Source organism: Massilia sp. 01N410, from assembly GCF_056399665.1.
Window position 1 is genome coordinate 175,521 of the sequence record NZ_JBFTRV010000004.1, and the last position, 18,248, is coordinate 193,768.

Genomic DNA, 18,248 nt, shown 5'->3' on the forward strand with positions numbered 1-18,248 from the left:
CGGTTACCAGGAGAGGTGGCAGAGTGGTCGAATGTACCTGACTCGAAATCAGGCGTACGGGTGACCGTACCGTGGGTTCGAATCCCACCCTCTCCGCCAAAACAAAGAAAAAGGCTCCCACCGGGAGCCTTTTTCTTTTGGCGAAGAGGGAGGGAAGCGCCTGCGCGCTTCCCGTTGGGATTCGAAGGGCTGGGCATGCTTGCCCAGCCCGCCCGAATCGCCCATCTGCAGTTCCTTGCGCGCTGCGCGCGCAAGGAACTGCGCCGCGCGCCGAGGGCGCGCGCTCCTTCACCTGACCTTCAGCCAGTAGCAAAAAGCAAGCCCCAAACCCTTGCGAGAAACCCAAGCACCCCCTATAATGCGTGCTCTCGCGAATACAGCGACCGGTTACCAGGAGAGGTGGCAGAGTGGTCGAATGTACCTGACTCGAAATCAGGCGTACGGGTGACCGTACCGTGGGTTCGAATCCCACCCTCTCCGCCAGAACGAAAAAGGCTTCCTTCGGGGAGCCTTTTTTCATTCCTGCATGCCGGGAAGCAGTCTCGTCAAGTTGCCGTCCTGAGCACCGCATGCAGCCACACAGCCGCAATCCGCTCCACCCGCTCATACCCATCGCATTCCAGCTGCCCGCCAAAGATGTCCGGATCCAGCTCCTCATAGCGCCACTCCTCGCAGGACGCCTCCAGCAGCGGACGGATCGCGGACAGGAAGCGGTCCTCGCCGTCCACGATCGCGACGCCGGTGTAGAGCAGCAGGCTGCCGCCCGGATGCAGGCGCGCCAGGCCGGTCTTCACGATCTGGATCGACAGTTCGGCGCCATGCTCGCCGCCGCCGTGGCGGTAGGGCAGTTCGTCGGCGTCGAGGATGTAGGGCGGGTTCGACATCACGACGTCGAAGTGGCCGTCGACGCCGTCCAGCAGGTTGCTGCGGCAGGGGATGAGCTTTGCGGCGCCGTTCAGCTCGGCGTTGACGGCGGTGAGGGTCAGCGCGTCGTCGTTGATGTCGGTGCCGTAGACGGTGGCGTCGGGGCAGCACAAGGCCAGCTCGATGGCGCCGGGACCGGCCCCGCAGCCGACGTCGACCGCGCGGCGCACCGGACGCCGCAGCAGGCTTGACGACAGCGAACGCCGCAGCGCGGCCACGTAGCGGTAGGTGTCGGGACCGAAGAAGACGGCGTCCTCGTCGTCGGTCGGCCAGGCGGAATGGAAGTACAGCTGGCGGCCGATGGTCGAGGCGCGCACTCGCGCGCGCCGGCCGGGCTCGCCGTCCTTTTCGATCTGCTCGCACAGCCCGGCCTCGACCAGCCGGGATTCGATCTCGTCCGGCACGGCGCCCGGCCGCCAGGGACGGCTCCAGCCGAGCACGCCGCGCAGGTCGTGGGCCCAGGCGTTCTCCGCGCGGCGGTTGACGCGCCTCTGGGTGGCCGGGGTGACGGTGACGAAGCGGTAATCCCGGTCGCGCAGCTGGCGGCCGAGGGCGACGAGGGCGGAAGGGGCGCGCAGATGCAAGGTCATTGCGCCAGCATGGCGTCGGCGCACACGGGTCTCCGTGCGTTAGCGTACATAGTGGCGTCATCGGCTAAAATCCTGAACCAGGGAAAACCCGATGCACTATGTGAAGGCTCGTACATACCCGGCCGGTACCTCCGCGCATACTGCGGCAACGGGCTGGGCGATGGCACCGGCCTACTTCACCAAGGATAGCCATGAGTACGAAACTGCCGAATGTCTCCACCCGCGACCGCATCGAGCGCGAAGTCGAACGCGAGCGCCATGAGCGCCATCTGCACGACGAGCGGCGTGCCGGGCTGGCGGTCGACGAGGAATTCCGGAACAAGGATGTCCGCGAGCAGGCGGGCGTGGTGGGCCAGAGGCGGCCCATCGGAAAGTAAAGCAAGGAGAACGATATGCGTTGGGAAGGCGATGAACAGAGCAGTAATGTAGAAGATCGCCGCGGCGGCGGCGGTGGCGGCGGTTTCGGCATCGGCGGCGGCACGGTGGGGATCGGCACGATCGTCATCGCGCTGCTCGGTTCCTGGTTCTTCGGGGTGTCGCCGGGCACCATCCTGAGTCTGCTGTCCGGCGGCGGCTCGCCCGCGCAGGTGCAGCAGGCGCCGTCCCATCCGCCCGCCACCGACCGCGAGACCCAGTTCGTCCGCACCGTGCTGCGCTACACCGAAACCACCTGGACCCAGATCTTCAAGGCCAACGGCGCCACCTACACGCCGCCGGTGCTGGTCCTGTACGACGAGCGCACGCCGACCGGCGGCTGCGGCACCGGCCAGGCCGCCGTCGGCCCCTTCTACTGCCCGGCGGACCGCAAGGTCTACATCGACCTGACCTTTTTCCGCATGATGCAGCAGCGCTTCCACGTGGGCGGCGAATTCACCCAGGCCTACGTGATCGCGCACGAGGTCGGCCACCACGTGCAGAACCTGCTGGGCATCTCGGGCAAGGTCGACGGCATGCGCCAGCGGCTGTCCGAGACCGAGGCGAACGCGCTGTCGGTGCGGGTCGAGCTGCAGGCCGACTGCTTCGCCGGCGTGTGGGCCTACCACACCAACGAAGCCAAGCAGATCATCGAGCAGGGCGACGTCGAATCGGCCCTGGCCGCCGCCACCGCGATCGGCGACGACGCCCTGCAGCGCCAGTCGCGCGGCGAGGTGGTGCCGGATTCCTTCACCCACGGCACCTCGGCGCAGCGGGTGCGCTGGTTCAAGCGCGGGTTGGAGACCGGCTCGGTCAATCAATGTAATACCTTCGACGCTCGTCAACTCTGACGCCGGCTTTGCAGCAGCGCCACGGCCGCCAAGTGCGGCCGTTTTCTATTGGAATTAAATATAGTTCCTTTTAAAAACAAAGAACTAACTGACGCAAAAAAGTTGTCCAGAAACCCGTGTTCGTTTCCGTGCGCGTATCGCCTTCCTTGGCGTTTTGACATAACTTCGTGTCCAAGTGCCCATTCCTGAGCTGTGGGCCGTCAACCAATCCCGAGGAGGACATATGCTGGCAATGAATTACCGGGGGCCATATCGCGTCCGTGCCGACCACAAGCCCGATCCCATGATCGAGCATCCTGGCGACGCCATCGTGCGCGTGACGCGTACCTGCATCTGCGGTTCCGACCTGCACCTGTACCATGGCATGGTGCCCGATACCCGCGTCGGCCATACCTTCGGCCACGAGTTCATCGGCGTGGTCGAGGACGTCGGTTCGGAAGTGCAGACACTGAAACCCGGTGACCGCGTGATGGTGCCGTTCAACCTGTTCTGCGGCTCCTGCTTCTACTGCCAGCATGAATTGTTCGGCAACTGCCACAACACGAATCCGGAAGCCACCGCGGTCGGCGCCATCTACGGTTACTCGCACACCGCCGGCGGCTACGACGGCGGCCAGGCCGAGTACGTGCGCGTGCCGATGGCCGACGTCGGCCCGATGCTGATCCCGGACGACATCCACGACGACGACGCCGTGCTGCTGACCGACGTCACGCCGACCGGCTACCAGGCCGCCGAGATGGGCGACATCAGCGAAGGCGACACCGTGGTCATCTTCGGCGCCGGTCCGATCGGCCTGCTGGCCGCCAAGTCGTCCTGGCTGATGGGGGCGGGGCGCGTGATCGTGGTCGACGAGCTCGAGTACCGCCTCGAATTCGCCAAGCGCTGGGCCCAGTGCGAAGTGGTGAACTTCCGCGAAGTCAACGACATGGCCGAGCACATCAAGAAGATGACGGACTGGATGGGCGCCGACGTCTGTATCGACTGCGTGGGCGGCGACGCCGCCGGCTCGATCGCCCAGACCCTGACCGGGCGCCTGATGAAGATGCAGGCCGGTTCCTCGACCGTGCTGCACTGGGCCATCAACTCGGTGCGCAAGGGCGGCAATGTCTCGATCGTCGGCGTGTATGGCCCGACCTTCAACATGGTCCCGATGGGCAATGTCCTGAACAAGGGCCTGACGATCCGCGCCAACCAGGCCAGCGTGAAGCGCCACCTGCCGCGCCTGATCGAGCACATCCGTGAAGGCCGCCTGAGCCCGAAAGACATCATCACCCACCGGGTGCCGCTGGAAGAGGTGGCGGATGCCTACCACATCTTTTCGAGCAAGCTCGACGACTGCATCAAGACCGTCCTGATCCCGCCGCGCGCCCACGAGGTCCGCGCCGTTCAGGCCAGCGCACTGCATTAAGGAGCCCCCATGCAAACTTCCGATCAAGTCGATCCGCATTCGCACCAGCACCACCACCGCGGCCACGCCGACGAGCACCAGAACGACTACCCGATGGTGCCGCAGCGGCCGACCCGCGAACAGCTGTCCCACATCCACGGCTGGGGCGCCGACCTGGACCGCAAGAACCGTCCGGCGGTGCCGATGGAGCGCACCCCGCCGCGCTTCATCCACGCCCATGAGGGAAAGCTGACGCAGCAGCCGGAAAACGTCGAGATCCTGGTCTCGACCGAGCGTCCCGGCATCACCCCGATCTTCGGCACCGCCCAGCCGCCGAAGGGCCTGTCCGGCATGCTGCGCCGCCTGGCCTTCCGCTGGTCCGAGAACGACATGCGCCACTGGCTGATCCTGCTGGCCGCCGACCGCGTCAACGTGGTCGAAGGTGTCGGCGAAGACCTGGCCAAGGGCAAGGTGCCGAACGTGCTGGCCGAGATGGGCATCAAGTCCGAATGGCAGCACAACAAGGCTGGCCTGGTGAAGAAGGCGGCGATTGCCACTGCCGTTGTCGGTACGGCGGTGTACCTGATGCGGCGTCGGGATCGCTGAAACACCGGCTGCGCTGAGTCTCCGTCATCCCCGCGAAAGCGGGGGCGACGGTCAAGTACCAAAAGTACCGTCCCACGATACGCCCCACGGCGCTTCCCGCGCGCCGTGGGGCTTTTTGCGTTCGAGCAAATCCTTGAACGGAAGCTCGTCCACACTCTGATGGTGCCCAAAGCAGAGCTTGCTTACGGCTGTCCAACCGAATGGAGGCGAGATGAAACACCCTTCCCGCAAACTGCTGGCGGCGTCGATCGGCGCCGCTTCCTGTCTGGTCTGCCTGGCCTGCCTGCCGCTGGCGGCGGCGCCGCTTCCCCTGACGATGATGAGCGCGCCGGTCAAGGTCACGCCGCAGGCCAGCGCCGGCATCGTCGCCCAGCTCGAGGCGCGCCGGGCCCAGCGCGGCCTGGACGCGCACCATGGCTTCGCGGTGCTGGGCCAGCATCCCGGCATGCAGGGCACCCAGGTCGCGCGCGTCGCCCACACCTGGAAGGGTGTGCCCATCTTCGGCTCGGAGTCGGTGGTGGTGCTCGGTCCGAACGGGAAGATCCAGTCCGAGTCGGCCTCCGAACGCCGTGCCGGTCTCGGCAAGAGCGCCCCGGGCGCCGCCACCGGCGGTCCCGGCAGCGACTTCAGCGTGGTGCCGGCGATCTCGTCCAGACAAGCGATCGACGCCGCCCTCGGCTCGCTCGGCGCCAACGCCAGCCACGTGGCGCCGCCGAGCGCCGAACTGATCATCTACCCGGTGCTGCGCACCGAGCGCACCGCCGCCGCGCGCGACAAGCCGGAGTATGAGCTGAACGCCCTCGACGTCGAGGACGTCGTCGACCACTACGAGCTGGCCTACTTGGTCCACACCCGCATGCACGTCGGCGAGAAGCCGGTCTACCACGACACCGTGGTCAGCGCGCGCGACGGCAGCATCCTCGACCAGTGGAGCATGCTGCAGACGGTGACCGGTGTCGGCAAGAGCCAGTACAACGGCGAGGTGCCGATCAACACCACCCTGGTCGATGGCAAGTACAAGATGATCGACGATACGCGCGGCACCGGCGGCATGTTCGGCGCGATGGCGATCACCAACGCCAACAACACCTCCAAGGCCGGCAATGTCTACGTCAACGACAGCAATACCTGGGGCGACGGCAAGAACTACATTCGCGGCGGGTCGACCACGGACGCCAACGGCCAGACCGCGGCGGTGAACGCCATGTGGGGCCTGATGAACACCTACGACACGCTGAAGAACGTCTTCGGCTGGCAGTCGCTGGACGGCCACAATACGGCCACCTACATCGCGGCCCACGTCAACACCGCCTACGACAACGCCTACTACAGCGACACCTGCCGCTGCATGTTCATCGGCGACGGCTCCAGCTTCTACAGCCTCGGCTCGATCGACGTGATCGGCCACGAGATGGGCCACGGCGTCACCGCCGCCACCTCGAACCTGATCTACTCGGGTGAATCGGGCGGCCTGAACGAATCGGCCTCCGACATCAACGGCGAAGTGGTCGAAGCCTATGCGCGCGCCGGCGGCAAGGGCGACACGATACCAAGCGAGGGCAACGACTGGGTACTGGGCAAGGAGATCAGCAAGAACGGCACGCCGCTGCGCTGGATGTACAAGCCGAGCAAGGACGGCAGCAGCCCGGATGCCTGGAGCACCTCGCTCAGGCGCATCGATGTGCACTACAGCAGCGGCCCGAACAACCGCATGTTCTACTTCCTGTCGCAAGGCTCGAACGCGGACAAGGCCAGCGACTACTACAGCAAATACCTGGTCAAGAATCCGGCGGCGATGAGCGGCATCGGCCTCGACAAGGCCTACCGGATCTGGTTCAAGGCCAACACCACCAAGTTCACATCGAGCACCAATTACGCCGATGCGCGCACCAGGATGATCGAGTCGGCCGAGGAGTTGTACGGCAAGGGCAGCCGCGAGGCCATCGCCGTCCAGCGGGCCTATGCGGCGATCAATGTTGGGGCGGACGTGGACGAGTAAGCAGGCCTGTGTTCACTCGCCCAGCAGCGGATAGGGATTCACCGGGGTCCCTTTCCACCACTGCTTCTCGGGCGTCAGCTCGAACACGGCAAAGTGCAGGTGGGGCGCGTTCGGATCCGCATTGCCGGTGCTGCCCACATAGCCGATCAGGTCGCCGCGCTTGACGTCCATGCCTTCCTTCAGGCCCTCGGCATAGCGGTCCAAATGGGCGTAGTAGTAGGCGTATTTTTCGGTGGGATCGAACTCGTAGACGGTCAGGCCGCCCGGCTTGCTGGTGAACAGCTTGGCGATCTTGCCGTCGGCCGTGGCCAGCACCTTCGTGCCCTTGGGCGCCATGATGTCGAGCGCTTCGTGGTGGCGCTCGGTGCCGCGTGGCTGGTCGAAGTTGTCCTTGATGCTGGCCAGGCTCATGCCCTCGACCGGCACCATCAGCTTGCCGGAGGGGGCGGGCGCAGACGGGACGCCGGTATCGGCCGGCAGTGTCGTGACCGAGGGACGCAGCGGCAAATCGAGTTCGGTGAGGTCGGGCGTGACCTTGGGCGCCGGCGGCAGCTTGCTCTCGATGTCCGGCCCGGCCGGGGCAGGCAGGGAGCCCGTGTTCACCTGGGCTTGCGCCTGCGTCGTCGCCGGAGCTTCATGCGGCACCTGGCGCAGCCAGGCAAACAGGCCGCCCGCGCCCACCACCACGCCGAGCAGGAAGGTCAACAGCCATCTCATCGCGATCTCCTTGTTGTTGGTATTTTTCGTTGTGATACTGATTCCGTTAAGTATTTACTCCGTCAATACGACTTCCGTTCCCTTCTGCACCAGTCCGGCGACCTCGGCCGCGCTCCAGTTCGTCAGGCGGATGCAGCCGTGCGACTCGGTCTTGCCGACCAGGCCGGGCACCGGCGTGCCGTGGATGCCGTAGTGGGGAATCGACAGGTCGATCCAGGCCACACCGACCGGATTGTTGGGGCCGGCCGCGATCTTCGCCTTGGCGTCGCCGGGCTTGGCGTCCCAGAACAGCTTGGGGTTGTAGTTGTAGGTCGGGTTGCGCGCCACGCCGTCGATCTTCCAGTTGCCGATCGGGAGCGGGTCGTGCTCGCTACCGGTCGAGGCCGGATATTGGGCGATCGGGCGGCCGCTAGCGTCTTCCAGGGTCAGGATGTGGGCCTCGCGCGAGACCACGACGCGGGCCGCCGGCGGCAGGGTCGGGGTGCCCATCACATTCGGCACCATGATCTCTTCGCCGGCGCGGCTGAGGTTCTTGCCCTTGTTGAGCTTCTCGATCAGGGCCGGGCTGGCGTGGAATTTCTCGCCCAGGCCTTCCTGCACGGTGGCGTAGCCAAGGGTGGGCAGCTTGGCCTTTTCCATCATGTCCTCGGGGACGGGGCGGAAGGGGCCGGCGACGTCGGCGTCGGCCAGCGTGTAGGCGACCAAGGTGGGCGCGTTGTCGGCGTTCAGGGCTTGCCAGGTGGCGTCGTCGAGCTTGCCCGTCACCGGCAGGCCGCGCGCCTTCTGGAAGCCGGACAGCGCCTGTTTCATGTTGGAGCCGAAGGCGCCGTCGATCTCGCCCGGCGAGAAGTGGGCACGGTCGAGCAGGACCTGGGCGCGCAGGCGGCGGTCGAATTTGGTGGCGACGCCGGCCGGCGTCGCGCCTTCGGTGGCGCTGACAGCGGCTTGCGGCGCCGATGCCTGATCGGGCGTCTGGGCGGGCATGGGCGCTGGCGTTTGCGCGGGCGCTTGTGTGGACGCAGGTGTCTGGGCTGGCGTCGAAGCGGCTTCCACGGCGCTGGTCTGCGCACGCGCGGCGGCGGCGGTCTGGGCGTTGGCGGCCGAGGCGGCGGCGACGCGCGACTGCACGGTCGGCTGCGCCGGCTGCTTGTTCTTGACGAGATAGGCCTGCTGGGCACCGGCGGCAGCGCAGACGCTGCCAAGGAGAACGGCCAGGGCGGGGGCAGTAAAGTATTTCATTGGCTTCCTGCATTACTTGCATATGGAAACCTCAGCGTAGTGCCGCCCCGGGCAAGGGTCTGTGCGCAAACGAACTCATCGTCCGGCTGAGTAAGCCGGCATCCGGACAGGTACAATCGGCAGCATCATGAGCGACGCCACGATCACCTTCCAGCCCGCCGGCTGGACCGTCCCCGCACCGGCGGACACGACCATCCTGCACGCCGCCGAACAGGCCGGCATCGACTTGCCGAGCTCCTGCCGCAACGGCACCTGCCGCACCTGCATCTGCCGCCTGGCGAGCGGCAGCGTGCGCTACCTGGTCGAGTGGCCGGGCCTGTCTTTCGACGAGAAGAGGGAAGGCTACATCCTGCCCTGCGTCGCCGTGCCGGTGGGCGACGTGGAAGTCGAGCAGCGCCTGGCGAAACGCCTGAACGCTCAGGTGGACTAGCGGGCCAGGGCCGACTCGATCGCCCGCAGCACCAGCGGCCAGGAATGCGAGCTGGCCGCGACCTCGTCGTAGTGACTGGCGCCGGGCAGGATCACGACCTCGGCGGCGTCGCCGGCGGCGCGGGCGCGGGCGGCGAAGTCCTTCGCCACGCGCGGCGGCGAGATGCGGTCCAGCTCGCCCGTCACGAGGATGGTGCGGCTGCCGTTGGGCAGCAGGTCGCCGGCATTCGTGTCGGCGAAGACGTCGGGGCGCTTGTCGCTGGGCGCGCCGGTCAGCTGGCCGATCTCGCGGTCGCAGCTGGACTTGATCAGGGCCTGCTCGCGGCGCAGGTCGGCCAGGCCGCCCAGGCTCACCACCTTCTTGACTGGCAGCGGATCGGGCTGGTAGAGCGGGCTGGTGTCCGGGATGCGCGGCCGGCCCGCCATCCATTGCACCAGCTGGCCGCCGGCCGAGTGGCCGACCGCGACCAGGCGGTTCAGGTCGAGCGGATAGCGGCGCGCCTGCTGGGCCAGCATGGCCAGGGCCGCGTTCATGTCCTGGTAGGTGCCCGGATAGCCGCCGCCGGCCTCGTCGACGCGGCGGTATTCGACGTTCCAGGAAGCGATGCCGCGCTCGGCCAGCGCCGCCGCCAGGTTGCGCAGCTGAATGACGCCGCCGAATTCCTTGGTCCAGCAGCCGCCGTGCACCAGCACCGCCACCGGGAAGGGACCGGGGCCGCCCGGCACGTAGAGTTCCGCGTACTGCGAAGGCGCGCTGCCGTAGGCGAAGGTGGCGTTGGGAACCGGCCCCTTCAGGGCCATGTAGTCGGCCAGGGTCATCGGTTTTGGCGGCGCGGCGCCGGCGGCGGCGCAGACGAGGGCGAAGGCGGCGGGGAGCAGGCGCAGCATGGGAGCGATCATCCAGTGTAAAAACGGCAAGAACGCCATCATACCAACACCGCGCACGATTGAAAGCCGGCCCCGTTCCAACGTGCTAGGCTGCGCGAAAACGTCAACCGTTCATCACGTGTTCACTCGAGGAGAATTGCTATGACCCAATCGAAATCCAGCGGCAACCAGAACAAGCAGTCGGCCAACGATTCGGAAGAGGATCTGGCCAAGCGCCGTGCCGGCGTGAATCCGGACAAGAGCAGCCATAACGAGAAAACCACCGTCAAGGCCGGTAAAGGGAAGGGCGCCGGCGGCGGCGCGAAGCAAAAGGAATCGCGATGATGGGAGCGATTCCGGTAGCTAGCATTGTGGAACGCGAGCTGATGCCGGCCCTGCGCGCCCACACCACGCCGGATCCGACCGACCCGGACCAGCCGCCTCCGCAGCCGAGTCCGGATCCTGACGACGTGCCGGCGCCGTCCCGCGCGCCGGTCGAAGAACCCGGGATGCCCCAGCCGCCGATCAAGGCCGGCAAGGGCGCCCGGTATCAGGGCTTGCCCGGCTTGCCCTGCTGATTGCCGGCGTCGCCGGTATCCTGCCGGCTGCCGCGCTGCGGCAGCGGCGGGATCTCCTTGATCATCTCATTGGTTTCGTGCTGGCCCGGCGTGATCTCGCCGCTGCCGATGTCGCCTTCGTGCATCATCGGCGGCCCTTTTGCGGCTGGGTCCGGCTTGGGGATGGAAGTGTTCATGGTGCTCTCCTTGTGTTGGCGGGTTGTCGCGTTGAGATGATCCTAGCAGCCAGCCGCACCCTCCGGCGCTCGATAGGCGCCCACGGCGTGTTGCTTTATCGATACAAAATCGACACTATGTATGCGGGCGCACATAGTGCCTCAAGGAAACTTTCTATAATGGTCCGTCGGTCAAGCACTCTCGGGGAGGACAGCATGGGCAGCACCTTATACAACAAGATCTATCTCGGAAGAAGCTCGCTGCTGGGCTCGCGACGCATGCAGGCGGCGCTGGCGCTGGGCGCGCTGGCCGGGGCCGGCCTGGTGTGGACGGCCGTGTGCGTGCTCAGGTAAATCAAGCGGAAGTTGCGGGAGAACCCGGGCCGCCTTACCATGGCGACCTTTGCTCCCAATGAAAGTCTGAATGAAGAATGAGAAACTGACGGGCGACGAATACGACGCCCTCGAATTCATCCGGCGCGGTGCCCGCAACGACCGGGTGAATGCCTGCGTCGGCCGCAACGCCAAACGCCTGTCCGGCCTGAAACTGGTGCAGTATGGGAAGAACGGCAGCCTTTCCTTGAGCCCGAAGGGGCAGGAAGTGCTATTTCTGAAGCGCTGTATCGAAGCGCTGCGCGCGCTGCAGCAGGATCCGGCGAGCGCACTGGATGAGGATGTGGTGCAGTTCCTGAGCCGCAAGTCGCACATCGCCGCACTGGAAGGCGGCGGCTACGAACTCACCGAACGCGGCCGCGAATCTTTGGCCGACATCAGCGCCCAGGATCCACGCAAATAAGCACGCAAATAAGCGCGGCGAAATCAGTTCGAACGGCGGCGGTGCGGATAAACCAGGGTGCGCACCGCGATTTCGGCCGGCACGTTCATCGCCGCCAGGAATTCGGCGGCGCGCTGCAGGCCCAGGGTCGGGATCGATGCTACCGCCTGGTTGACCAGGTCGCGGGTACGCATGTCGGTACGCGGCCTCCGGTCGGCCACGCTCTCGATGGCGCCCAGTCCGCCAGTCTCGTAGTTCATATCATCCCTCGTTATTATGCGCACGGCATTATTGCCAAACGTTCACTACTATTGTATGGGAACGATATTATTTCTGCCACAAAAAATTTCAGATAAAACAAAGAATACAAGGCCTTAGCGGCCTTTGTTCATGCAGAACGATGCAATTGTGATGTAATCGTCAAGCCACCGCGGCTTGCGGCTCATCGTCGAAGGCCGCCAGGCCGCGGCGCTGGCGCAGCAGTTGTTCGAATTCGTGGGCCGGCAGCGGACGCGAGAAGTAATACCCCTGCATTTCGTCGCAGCCCTGGTGGCGCAGGTAGTCGAGCTGCTCGGCCGTCTCCACTCCCTCGGCGATCACCGACAGGCGCAGGTTGTGCGCCAGCGCGATGATGGAGGCGACGATCGCGGCATCGTTGGCATCGTGGCTGATGTCGTTCACGAAGGAGCGGTCGATCTTCAGCACGTCGATCGGGAAGCGCGACAGGTAGGAGAAGCTCGAGTAGCCGGTGCCGAAATCGTCGATCGAGAGCTTCACGCCCAGCGCCTTCATGCGGTGCAGCAGCTCCACCGCCGGCGTGACGTCGCTCATGAACAGGCTTTCGGTCAGCTCCAGCTCCAGGCAGGCGGGATCGAGTCCGGTATCGATCAGCACCTGCTCGATGCCCGGCACCAGGTCGGTGGCGCTGAACTGGCGCGCCGACAGGTTCACCGCCACCCTCAGCTTGCCCAGGCCCGCGTCGTGCCAGATCTTGTTCTGGGCGGCCGCGGTGCGCATCACCCAGGCGCCGATCGGCACGATCAGGCCGGTGTCCTCGGCCACGCCGACGAAGCGCGAGGGCGGCACCATGCCCAGCTCCGGATGCTTCCAGCGGATCAAGGCCTCCATGCCGACGATCTGACCGGTCTTCAGGTCCACCTGCGGCTGGTAGTGCAGCACGAATTCGTTACGCTCCAGCGCATTGCGCAGCGCGCTCTCGATGCGCACCCGCTCCAGCGATTCCTCGTTCATCGCCGGCGTATAGAACTGGAAGTTGTTGCGGCCCAGCTTCTTGGCGCGGTACATCGCGATGTCGGCGTGCTCGATCAGGTTCTCGGCCGAGGTACCGTCGCTCGGATAGGCCGCCACCCCGATGCTGCAGGTGACGAAGAATTCCTTCGGCCCCAGCATGACCGGCTGGGCCACCGAATCCATCACCCGCTGCACGATGTCGCTGGTCAGCGGCTGGTCTTCGTGCTGCGACAGGATCACCACGAATTCGTCGCCCGACAGGCGGGCCACGGTGTCGGTGTCGCGCAGCGAGCCGCGCAGTCGCGCCGCCACCGTCATCAGGAGCACGTCGCCGGCCTTGTGGCCCATGCTGTCGTTGACGAACTTGAAGCGGTCCAGGTCGATCAGCATCACCCACACCGGATGGCCGCTGCGGGTCGCATAGGCCACCGCCTGGCCCAGGCGGTCCTGCAGCAGCGAACGGTTCGGCAGGCCGGTCAGCACGTCGTGCTGGGCCACGTGGTGCACGCGCTGCTCGGTGATCTTGCGCGCCGTGATGTCGCTGCCGGTGCCGCGGTAGCCCGTGAAGCGGCCGTTGTCGTCGAACATCGGCTGGCCGCTGACGCAGAACCAGCGCTCCTCGCCGTTGTCGTCGAGGGCGCGGTATTCCAGGTTCTTGAAGGGTTCGCGCGCCTGGATGGCGGCCAAGTGTTCGCGTCCCGATTCGTTGTCCGCCATGCCGGACACGAATTCCCAGCGCGTCTTGCCCAGGAGGCGCTCGACGGCGATGCCGGATTTTTCCGTGAAGTGGCCGGTCATGGCGACGAAGCGCAGCTGCTCGTCCTGTTCCCAGTACCAGTCGGAGGACATGGCCACCAGCTGGCGGAAGCGCTGCTCGCTTTCCTGCAGCGCCTTTTCGGTGCGCTTGCGGGCCAGTACGTCGTCGATCAGGCGCTGGTTGGTCAGTTTGAGGTCGGCGGTGCGCTCGCGCACCAGTTCCTGCACCTTGCGCGCGCGCTGGCCGGCGGCCTGCACGAAAGCGGTCAGCAGCAGGGTGGACAGCAGCCCGCCGGCCAGCAGCAGCGACGAGGCCAGGTGGTCGGCCAGGTAGGGCTTGGGCGCGGCGGCGGCTTCCACGGTCCAGGTCTGGCCGGCGGCCACGAAATGGTCGAGCGAGCGCGCACCGGCGCGCGCCAGCCAGCGCATCGGCGGCAGCTCGGGCGCGGCGGCCTCGCGTTCGTCGTGGTTGGCATAGACCATCGCGGCGGGGAGGGAGCGGGCGCCGATATAGAGCTTGAGCAGCATGCTGCGGTCTTCCAGCAGGCCGGCGCGCGCCAGGGTGGAGCGCGCCAGGGTCTGGACGTCGAGCACGGCGGCGGTGTCGCCCAGCAGGCGGCCGGCCGGGCCGTAGACCGGCATCACCACCTCGAAGCTGGGCCTGCCGCCCGGGTCCTGGGCCAGGTTCAGCAGGCCGGTGGCGGCCGCGTGTCCGCTGGCATGGGCGCGCGCCAGGGCCCGCGCCACTTCATTGTTCACGCCCACGTTCAGGCCGAAGGCCGGCTCGTTGCCTTGCATCGGCTCGAGGTAGTCGACCACGTTGTAGCGCGGCCGGCGCGGCGCCGGCACCAGGCGGCCGTCCTGCATCTCGTGCAGGACGGTGCCGGGGCGCACCCGCTGCAGCTCGGCTTCGAAGGCGGCGCGTTCGCTGTCCTCGACCGCGCGGTGGAAGTTGAAGGCCTTGATGTAGGGATTACGCAGCAGCAGCGGACTGGTGAAATCGCGGAACTGCGAGCGCGTCACCGGCTGCACGGTGGCGAACAGCTGGTTGGTGACGTTCAGGACTTCGACCGCCTCGTCCATGCCCTGGCGCAGGGCGGCCACGCGCACGGTCGCGCCCTGTTCGAAGGCGAGGGTCCGGTTGTCGATCTCGAGCTGGTTGACCGCTGCCGTCAGCACGGCGGTCGTGACGAGGCCGCCCCCAAGCGTGAGGGCCGCCGCAAGCGTAAGCGAAAGCTGCAGTCGTCGACGCGGCATCCAAAGTCCTATAGTGAAATTACTTGCTCAAAGGCATGTGGGCGGGGCCAAGTTTGTCACAGAAAGGCTTGTTTCCGCAAACAAATTGTCTCTCAGAAGCAAGTAGCGGACCCAGGTGTGGCTTGCCCAAAACACTGCGCCATGCCATCCGAATAAGGTTGAGGCGTATGCATAGACGGTTCAATAATGGCGGGCGCCGCAGCACACGCGCCGCGTGTCCAGCGTCGCCGGCGGCGGCGAACAGGATGTGGTTGTTGCCGGCCACCTTGTCGAGCCGGCAGGTGCGGTCGTCGAAGGCCCGGTCCAGGGCGCCCAGCACGTCGGCGCGGCGCGGGTCGTAGCTGAAGACATTTGCCACCAGCACCCCGTCCGGCCGCAGGAGGCGCCGGCAATCCTCGTAGAAGCGGCGGCTGGACAGGGCCGGCGGCAGCCCGGCGGCGTCGAAGCCGTCGACCACGATCACGTCGGCGATCGCGTCGTCGGCGCGGGCCGCGGCGGCCATCCATTCGGCGGCATCGGCATGGATCACGCTGAAGCGCTCGTCGTCGGGCGGCACCAGGAAGTGCTCGCGCAGGGCGATCACGTCGGCGCGCAGCTCGAGCACGGTGATGCGGCAGTCCGGAAACCGGCGCCGGCAGTACGTGGCCATCGATCCGCCGCCCAGGCCGACCATCAGGATGTGGCCGGGGTGGGGCACGAACAGCGGAAAGCACATCATGGCGCGCGCATAGGAGAGCACCAGCGCGTGCGGGCGCGACAGCCGCATCGCGCTCTGGATGTCGCCCGGCGTGAACTCCAGTGTGCGGCGGTCGCCCTCGGTGCGGACCAGCGGCTTCGAATGATTCGGCATGGCCGGCAGTATACGATGCGGATCGCGGCGAGTCCGGTCCGGCTTGTTGCAGAGGATAAGTTTCTGATAAGCTGGCCGCCGCAGCCTCACGGAGACCTCATGTTCCTGGACCATCCCACCATCACCGCCACCAACAGCCAGACCGAGCCCGACCGTATCGAGCGGCTCGACCGTGTCTATGGCTACGCGATGGCGCTGGCCGACGTGGATGGCGACGGCGGCTTCGTCGAGAAGCTGAACCAGCTGCACGACCACAAGGGCACCCTGATCGTGTTCTGGCACGAAGCCCCGAGCGAAACCCAGATGCAGTACTGGGCGCGAGCCTGGGCCAGCAAGGTCGGCGACGGCACCACCGCCGTGGTCCACGAGATCTGAGGCGGCCATGGATTCGACCACCATCGTCCTCGCCCTGGCCCTCGGCAACCTGGCCATCTGCGCCGCACTGTTTTTCTTCGAACACAAAAATGGCCGTCCGGCGGCCCTGTCGACCTGGGGCTGGTCGCGCCAGATGCAGGCGGCCGGCTGGCTGCTGCTGGCGATCGGCGGCGCCAACGTGGTGCCCGAGCGGCTGGCCTTGCCGGTAGCCTACGCCCTGGTGATCGCCGGCGTGGCCTGGGAAGCGGGGGCGCTGTGGGAACGCGCCGGCGGACGGCGCTGGCGCAGCATCACCACCCCGGCGCTGGGGCTGGCGCTGGTGGTCTTCCTGTTGTGCTACTGGATCGACGAGATCGGCCTGCGTGCGCTGGCATCCTCGCTGATCCTCGGCGCCTTTTATCTGTCGGCCGCCGCCGCCCTGGCGCGCGGCTGGGCCGGGGCCTCGATGCTGCGCCGCTTCCTGGCGCTGGCGACCGCGCTGCTGGCCCTGGTGGTGGGCATGCGCGGCGCCCTGGTGCTGCTGGCGCCGTCCGGCTGGGGCTGGATGAGCAACGAGCTGCTGCGCCAGCTGTACTCGGCGGCGCTGTACCTGCTGATGCTGATGGGCGGCTTCGGCTGGCTGCTGCTGGGCCGCGAAAGCCTGGAGGACCAGCTGGCGCGCCTGGAAGTGGTCGACCCCCTGACGGACGTCACCAACCGGCGCGGCTTCTTCCAGGTGCTGGCGCCGTGGATGTCGCTGGCGCGCCGGCCCGGCGCCCCGACCGCGCTGGTGCTGTTCGACTTCGACCAGTTCAAGCGCGTCAACGACAGCTACGGCCACCCGGCCGGCGACGTCGTCCTGCGCAGCCTGCTCGAAGTCTGCAAGCGCCAGCTTCGCGACAGCGACCAGCTGGCGCGCCTGGTCGGCGTCGAATTCGCGATCCTGCTGCCGCGCACCAGCGAGCAGGACGCCGCCATGGTCGCCGAGCGCATGCGCGCCGCGATCGCCGCCACCCCGGTCAAGACCGAGCGTGCGATGGTCACCCTGAGCGCGAGCTTCGGCGTGACCACGATCCGCGCGGACGACAGCAGCGTGACCCTGCTCGCGCGCGCCGACGAAGCCCTGCGCACCGCCAAGGCGGCGGGACGCAACCGCGTCGAGCTGGCGCCGCCGGCGCCCGCCGTTCCGCCGAGGTCTGAGGCGATGCGGACCGGGCCTGTCATCGAACCGTCATCCGGGCCCGCTATCGTCTCGCCGAACAATTCGCCGGAGCAGCCATGAACGACCATTATCCCGACCCATCCGCGCCAAGCTATGCCGCCCTGGTGCTCGGTTCCGACAGTTTCCGCCTGCTGGTGGCCAGCTACCGCGACGGCGTCCCGCTGGAACTGGAGAGCGAGCACGTGCCGCTGCGCCTGGCCGCCGGCCTCGATGCCAGCGGCTGCCTGAGCCAGGAGGCGATGCGCGACGCCCTCGAGTGCGTGGCGCGCCTGCGCGAGCGCCTGCGCGCCCGCCCGCTGGAAGCCGTACGCGCGGTCGCCACCTCCACCTTGCGGATGGCGCGCAACGCCCATCTGTTCCTGCCCGCGGCCCAGCAGGCCCTCGGCCATGAAGTGCGGGTCCTGTCCGGCGAGGAAGAAGCCATCCTCACCTGGATGGGCGTGGCCGGCGCCGCCCCCGCCGGCGCACGCACGCTGGTGCTGGGCATCGGTGGCGGCTCGACCCAGTTCGCGCTGGGGCAGGGCATGCGCGTGCGGCGCGCCGGCTCGGTGGCGCTGGGCACGGTGCGCCAGGCCCTGACTTTCTTCGGCAACGGCCGCATCGACGCCGTGTCCTTCGCGGCCGCGGTGGCCTCGGCACGCGTGCGCATGGCCGACCATGCCGCCGACTACGCACCCGGCACGCGCGACTGCGTGTACGGCGCCTCCGGCACGGTCCGCACCCTGGCCCGGCTGGCGCGCGAAAACGGCACGCACGGCGGCGCGCCGGCCGGCGCCGACGGTGTCAGCCGCGCCGACCTCGAACAGCTCGGCGCACGGGTGCTCGAGCATGCCGGCGGCGGACGCCCGCTGGCCGGACTTGGCCGCCTGCTGCTGCGCGACGTCGCCGCCGCGCTGGCGATCCTGCTGGCGCTGATGGAGGAGCTGGAGATCCGGTCGCTGCTGGAAACCGATGCCGGCCTGCGCTGCGGGCTGCTGCATGAGCTGCACCGGCAGCGGCAGGTGCAGGCGGCCTGAGTTAAATCCGA

The 18,248-nt window shown here is 67.1% G+C and carries 21 protein-coding genes and 2 tRNA genes; 15 read left to right on the forward strand and 8 right to left on the reverse strand.

The window, feature by feature from the left end; genetic code table 11:
• The first annotated feature begins 9 nt into the window (after window positions 1-9).
• A tRNA-Ser gene (locus AC1DOP_RS07460) sits at window positions 10-99 on the forward strand.
• A gap of 294 nt (window positions 100-393) precedes the next feature.
• Window positions 394-483, forward strand: a tRNA-Ser gene (locus AC1DOP_RS07465).
• Between the two features lie 62 nt (window positions 484-545).
• Here the strand turns inward: AC1DOP_RS07465 and AC1DOP_RS07470 are convergent.
• A complete protein-coding gene (locus AC1DOP_RS07470; RefSeq protein ID WP_477250648.1) occupies window positions 546-1,514 on the reverse strand; it encodes a methyltransferase in 969 nt (322 codons plus the stop codon).
• 191 nt (window positions 1,515-1,705) lie between these two features.
• On the opposite strand from AC1DOP_RS07470, the gene AC1DOP_RS07475 reads away from it, so the two are divergent.
• From AC1DOP_RS07475 to AC1DOP_RS07495, 5 genes are all read left to right on the forward strand, one after another.
• Complete coding sequence (locus AC1DOP_RS07475) at window positions 1,706-1,891, forward strand: hypothetical protein (protein WP_442123214.1); 186 nt, start codon at window positions 1,706-1,708, stop codon at window positions 1,889-1,891.
• A gap of 15 nt (window positions 1,892-1,906) precedes the next feature.
• Window positions 1,907-2,779: a KPN_02809 family neutral zinc metallopeptidase gene (gene ypfJ / locus AC1DOP_RS07480; protein WP_477250649.1), complete on the forward strand. Its 873-nt coding sequence runs from the start codon at window positions 1,907-1,909 to the stop codon at window positions 2,777-2,779.
• A gap of 223 nt (window positions 2,780-3,002) precedes the next feature.
• Window positions 3,003-4,187 (forward strand): zinc-dependent alcohol dehydrogenase, encoded by a 1,185-nt coding sequence (locus tag AC1DOP_RS07485; RefSeq protein ID WP_442123212.1) that lies wholly within the window; start codon window positions 3,003-3,005, stop codon window positions 4,185-4,187.
• 9 nt (window positions 4,188-4,196) lie between these two features.
• Window positions 4,197-4,772: a hypothetical protein gene (locus AC1DOP_RS07490; RefSeq protein ID WP_442123211.1), complete on the forward strand. Its 576-nt coding sequence runs from the start codon at window positions 4,197-4,199 to the stop codon at window positions 4,770-4,772.
• A 211-nt stretch (window positions 4,773-4,983) separates the two neighbouring features.
• A complete protein-coding gene (locus tag AC1DOP_RS07495) occupies window positions 4,984-6,771 on the forward strand; it encodes a M4 family metallopeptidase (RefSeq protein WP_477250650.1) in 1,788 nt (595 codons plus the stop codon).
• A 12-nt stretch (window positions 6,772-6,783) separates the two neighbouring features.
• Here the strand turns inward: AC1DOP_RS07495 and AC1DOP_RS07500 are convergent, their stop codons facing one another.
• Together AC1DOP_RS07500 and AC1DOP_RS07505 are read right to left on the reverse strand one after the other, a co-directional pair.
• Entirely contained in the window at window positions 6,784-7,488 is a 705-nt protein-coding gene (locus tag AC1DOP_RS07500; RefSeq protein WP_477250651.1) for a M23 family metallopeptidase, read from the reverse strand.
• 54 nt (window positions 7,489-7,542) lie between these two features.
• Window positions 7,543-8,727: a L,D-transpeptidase family protein gene (locus tag AC1DOP_RS07505; RefSeq protein WP_442123208.1), complete on the reverse strand. Its 1,185-nt coding sequence runs from the start codon at window positions 8,725-8,727 to the stop codon at window positions 7,543-7,545.
• A gap of 127 nt (window positions 8,728-8,854) precedes the next feature.
• Here AC1DOP_RS07505 and AC1DOP_RS07510 point away from each other — a divergent pair, with 127 nt between their 5' ends.
• Window positions 8,855-9,157: a 2Fe-2S iron-sulfur cluster-binding protein gene (locus tag AC1DOP_RS07510; RefSeq protein ID WP_442123207.1), complete on the forward strand. Its 303-nt coding sequence runs from the start codon at window positions 8,855-8,857 to the stop codon at window positions 9,155-9,157.
• Here the strand turns inward: AC1DOP_RS07510 and AC1DOP_RS07515 are convergent.
• The gene (locus AC1DOP_RS07515) at window positions 9,154-10,044 is read right to left on the reverse strand and encodes an alpha/beta hydrolase family protein (RefSeq protein WP_442123206.1); all 891 of its coding nucleotides are present in this window, start codon (window positions 10,042-10,044) and stop codon (window positions 9,154-9,156) included. The two genes, AC1DOP_RS07510 and AC1DOP_RS07515, sit on opposite strands and share 4 nt — an antisense overlap.
• A 141-nt stretch (window positions 10,045-10,185) precedes the next feature.
• Here AC1DOP_RS07515 and AC1DOP_RS07520 point away from each other — a divergent pair, with 141 nt between their 5' ends.
• Both AC1DOP_RS07520 and AC1DOP_RS07525 read left to right on the forward strand, forming a co-directional pair.
• Entirely contained in the window at window positions 10,186-10,368 is a 183-nt protein-coding gene (locus AC1DOP_RS07520) for a hypothetical protein (protein ID WP_442123205.1), read from the forward strand.
• Window positions 10,365-10,601 carry a hypothetical protein gene (locus AC1DOP_RS07525; RefSeq protein WP_442123204.1) on the forward strand — a complete coding sequence of 79 codons (237 nt, stop codon included), beginning with the start codon at window positions 10,365-10,367 and terminating at the stop codon, window positions 10,599-10,601. Before AC1DOP_RS07520 ends, AC1DOP_RS07525 begins: the two co-directional genes overlap by 4 nt.
• Here the strand turns inward: AC1DOP_RS07525 and AC1DOP_RS07530 are convergent.
• The gene (locus AC1DOP_RS07530) at window positions 10,574-10,777 is read right to left on the reverse strand and encodes a hypothetical protein (protein ID WP_442123203.1); all 204 of its coding nucleotides are present in this window, start codon (window positions 10,775-10,777) and stop codon (window positions 10,574-10,576) included. The genes AC1DOP_RS07525 and AC1DOP_RS07530 overlap by 28 nt on opposite strands.
• Before the next feature lie 195 nt (window positions 10,778-10,972).
• Between AC1DOP_RS07530 and AC1DOP_RS07535 the strand changes: the two genes are divergently transcribed.
• Window positions 10,973-11,110: a hypothetical protein gene (locus AC1DOP_RS07535; protein ID WP_442123202.1), complete on the forward strand. Its 138-nt coding sequence runs from the start codon at window positions 10,973-10,975 to the stop codon at window positions 11,108-11,110.
• 70 nt (window positions 11,111-11,180) lie between these two features.
• Entirely contained in the window at window positions 11,181-11,552 is a 372-nt protein-coding gene (locus tag AC1DOP_RS07540; protein ID WP_442123201.1) for a hypothetical protein, read from the forward strand.
• A gap of 23 nt (window positions 11,553-11,575) precedes the next feature.
• Here the strand turns inward: AC1DOP_RS07540 and AC1DOP_RS07545 are convergent, their stop codons facing one another.
• The 3 genes from AC1DOP_RS07545 to AC1DOP_RS07555 form a co-directional block, all read right to left on the reverse strand.
• Entirely contained in the window at window positions 11,576-11,791 is a 216-nt protein-coding gene (locus AC1DOP_RS07545; protein WP_442123200.1) for a hypothetical protein, read from the reverse strand.
• Window positions 11,792-11,951: 160 nt separating this feature from the next.
• Window positions 11,952-14,795: a bifunctional diguanylate cyclase/phosphodiesterase gene (locus tag AC1DOP_RS07550; RefSeq protein WP_442123199.1), complete on the reverse strand. Its 2,844-nt coding sequence runs from the start codon at window positions 14,793-14,795 to the stop codon at window positions 11,952-11,954.
• Window positions 14,796-14,814: 19 nt separating this feature from the next.
• Window positions 14,815-15,645 (reverse strand): spermine/spermidine synthase domain-containing protein, encoded by an 831-nt coding sequence (locus tag AC1DOP_RS07555; protein WP_477250652.1) that lies wholly within the window; start codon window positions 15,643-15,645, stop codon window positions 14,815-14,817.
• A gap of 99 nt (window positions 15,646-15,744) precedes the next feature.
• Between AC1DOP_RS07555 and AC1DOP_RS07560 the strand changes: the two genes are divergently transcribed.
• Genes AC1DOP_RS07560 through AC1DOP_RS07570 form a run of 3 tightly spaced genes read left to right on the forward strand, consistent with a single transcriptional unit; the run spans window position 15,745 to window position 18,237 of the window.
• Window positions 15,745-16,020, forward strand: a complete 276-nt coding sequence (locus tag AC1DOP_RS07560) for a hypothetical protein (protein ID WP_442123197.1) — start codon at window positions 15,745-15,747, stop codon at window positions 16,018-16,020.
• A gap of 7 nt (window positions 16,021-16,027) precedes the next feature.
• Window positions 16,028-17,281: a GGDEF domain-containing protein gene (locus tag AC1DOP_RS07565; protein ID WP_477250653.1), complete on the forward strand. Its 1,254-nt coding sequence runs from the start codon at window positions 16,028-16,030 to the stop codon at window positions 17,279-17,281.
• Window positions 17,278-18,237, forward strand: a complete 960-nt coding sequence (locus AC1DOP_RS07570) for a Ppx/GppA phosphatase family protein (RefSeq protein WP_442123195.1) — start codon at window positions 17,278-17,280, stop codon at window positions 18,235-18,237. Before AC1DOP_RS07565 ends, AC1DOP_RS07570 begins: the two co-directional genes overlap by 4 nt.
• Window positions 18,238-18,248: the final 11 nt, after the last annotated feature.

Bases quoted from the DNA above. Each gene is read 5' to 3' on its own strand.
- AC1DOP_RS07470 (WP_477250648.1), bottom strand. From the start codon at position 1,514: ATGACCTTGCATCTGCGCGCCCCTTCCGCCCTCGTCGCCCTCGGCCGC.
- AC1DOP_RS07475 (WP_442123214.1), top strand. From the start codon at position 1,706: ATGAGTACGAAACTGCCGAATGTCTCCACCCGCGACCGCATCGAGCGC.
- ypfJ (WP_477250649.1), top strand. From the start codon at position 1,907: ATGCGTTGGGAAGGCGATGAACAGAGCAGTAATGTAGAAGATCGCCGC.
- AC1DOP_RS07485 (WP_442123212.1), top strand. From the start codon at position 3,003: ATGCTGGCAATGAATTACCGGGGGCCATATCGCGTCCGTGCCGACCAC.
- AC1DOP_RS07490 (WP_442123211.1), top strand. From the start codon at position 4,197: ATGCAAACTTCCGATCAAGTCGATCCGCATTCGCACCAGCACCACCAC.
- AC1DOP_RS07495 (WP_477250650.1), top strand. From the start codon at position 4,984: ATGAAACACCCTTCCCGCAAACTGCTGGCGGCGTCGATCGGCGCCGCT.
- AC1DOP_RS07500 (WP_477250651.1), bottom strand. From the start codon at position 7,488: ATGAGATGGCTGTTGACCTTCCTGCTCGGCGTGGTGGTGGGCGCGGGC.
- AC1DOP_RS07505 (WP_442123208.1), bottom strand. From the start codon at position 8,727: ATGAAATACTTTACTGCCCCCGCCCTGGCCGTTCTCCTTGGCAGCGTC.
- AC1DOP_RS07510 (WP_442123207.1), top strand. From the start codon at position 8,855: ATGAGCGACGCCACGATCACCTTCCAGCCCGCCGGCTGGACCGTCCCC.
- AC1DOP_RS07515 (WP_442123206.1), bottom strand. From the start codon at position 10,044: ATGCTGCGCCTGCTCCCCGCCGCCTTCGCCCTCGTCTGCGCCGCCGCC.
- AC1DOP_RS07520 (WP_442123205.1), top strand. From the start codon at position 10,186: ATGACCCAATCGAAATCCAGCGGCAACCAGAACAAGCAGTCGGCCAAC.
- AC1DOP_RS07525 (WP_442123204.1), top strand. From the start codon at position 10,365: ATGATGGGAGCGATTCCGGTAGCTAGCATTGTGGAACGCGAGCTGATG.
- AC1DOP_RS07530 (WP_442123203.1), bottom strand. From the start codon at position 10,777: ATGAACACTTCCATCCCCAAGCCGGACCCAGCCGCAAAAGGGCCGCCG.
- AC1DOP_RS07535 (WP_442123202.1), top strand. From the start codon at position 10,973: ATGGGCAGCACCTTATACAACAAGATCTATCTCGGAAGAAGCTCGCTG.
- AC1DOP_RS07540 (WP_442123201.1), top strand. From the start codon at position 11,181: ATGAAGAATGAGAAACTGACGGGCGACGAATACGACGCCCTCGAATTC.
- AC1DOP_RS07545 (WP_442123200.1), bottom strand. From the start codon at position 11,791: ATGAACTACGAGACTGGCGGACTGGGCGCCATCGAGAGCGTGGCCGAC.
- AC1DOP_RS07550 (WP_442123199.1), bottom strand. From the start codon at position 14,795: ATGCCGCGTCGACGACTGCAGCTTTCGCTTACGCTTGCGGCGGCCCTC.
- AC1DOP_RS07555 (WP_477250652.1), bottom strand. From the start codon at position 15,645: ATGCCGAATCATTCGAAGCCGCTGGTCCGCACCGAGGGCGACCGCCGC.
- AC1DOP_RS07560 (WP_442123197.1), top strand. From the start codon at position 15,745: ATGTTCCTGGACCATCCCACCATCACCGCCACCAACAGCCAGACCGAG.
- AC1DOP_RS07565 (WP_477250653.1), top strand. From the start codon at position 16,028: ATGGATTCGACCACCATCGTCCTCGCCCTGGCCCTCGGCAACCTGGCC.
- AC1DOP_RS07570 (WP_442123195.1), top strand. From the start codon at position 17,278: ATGAACGACCATTATCCCGACCCATCCGCGCCAAGCTATGCCGCCCTG.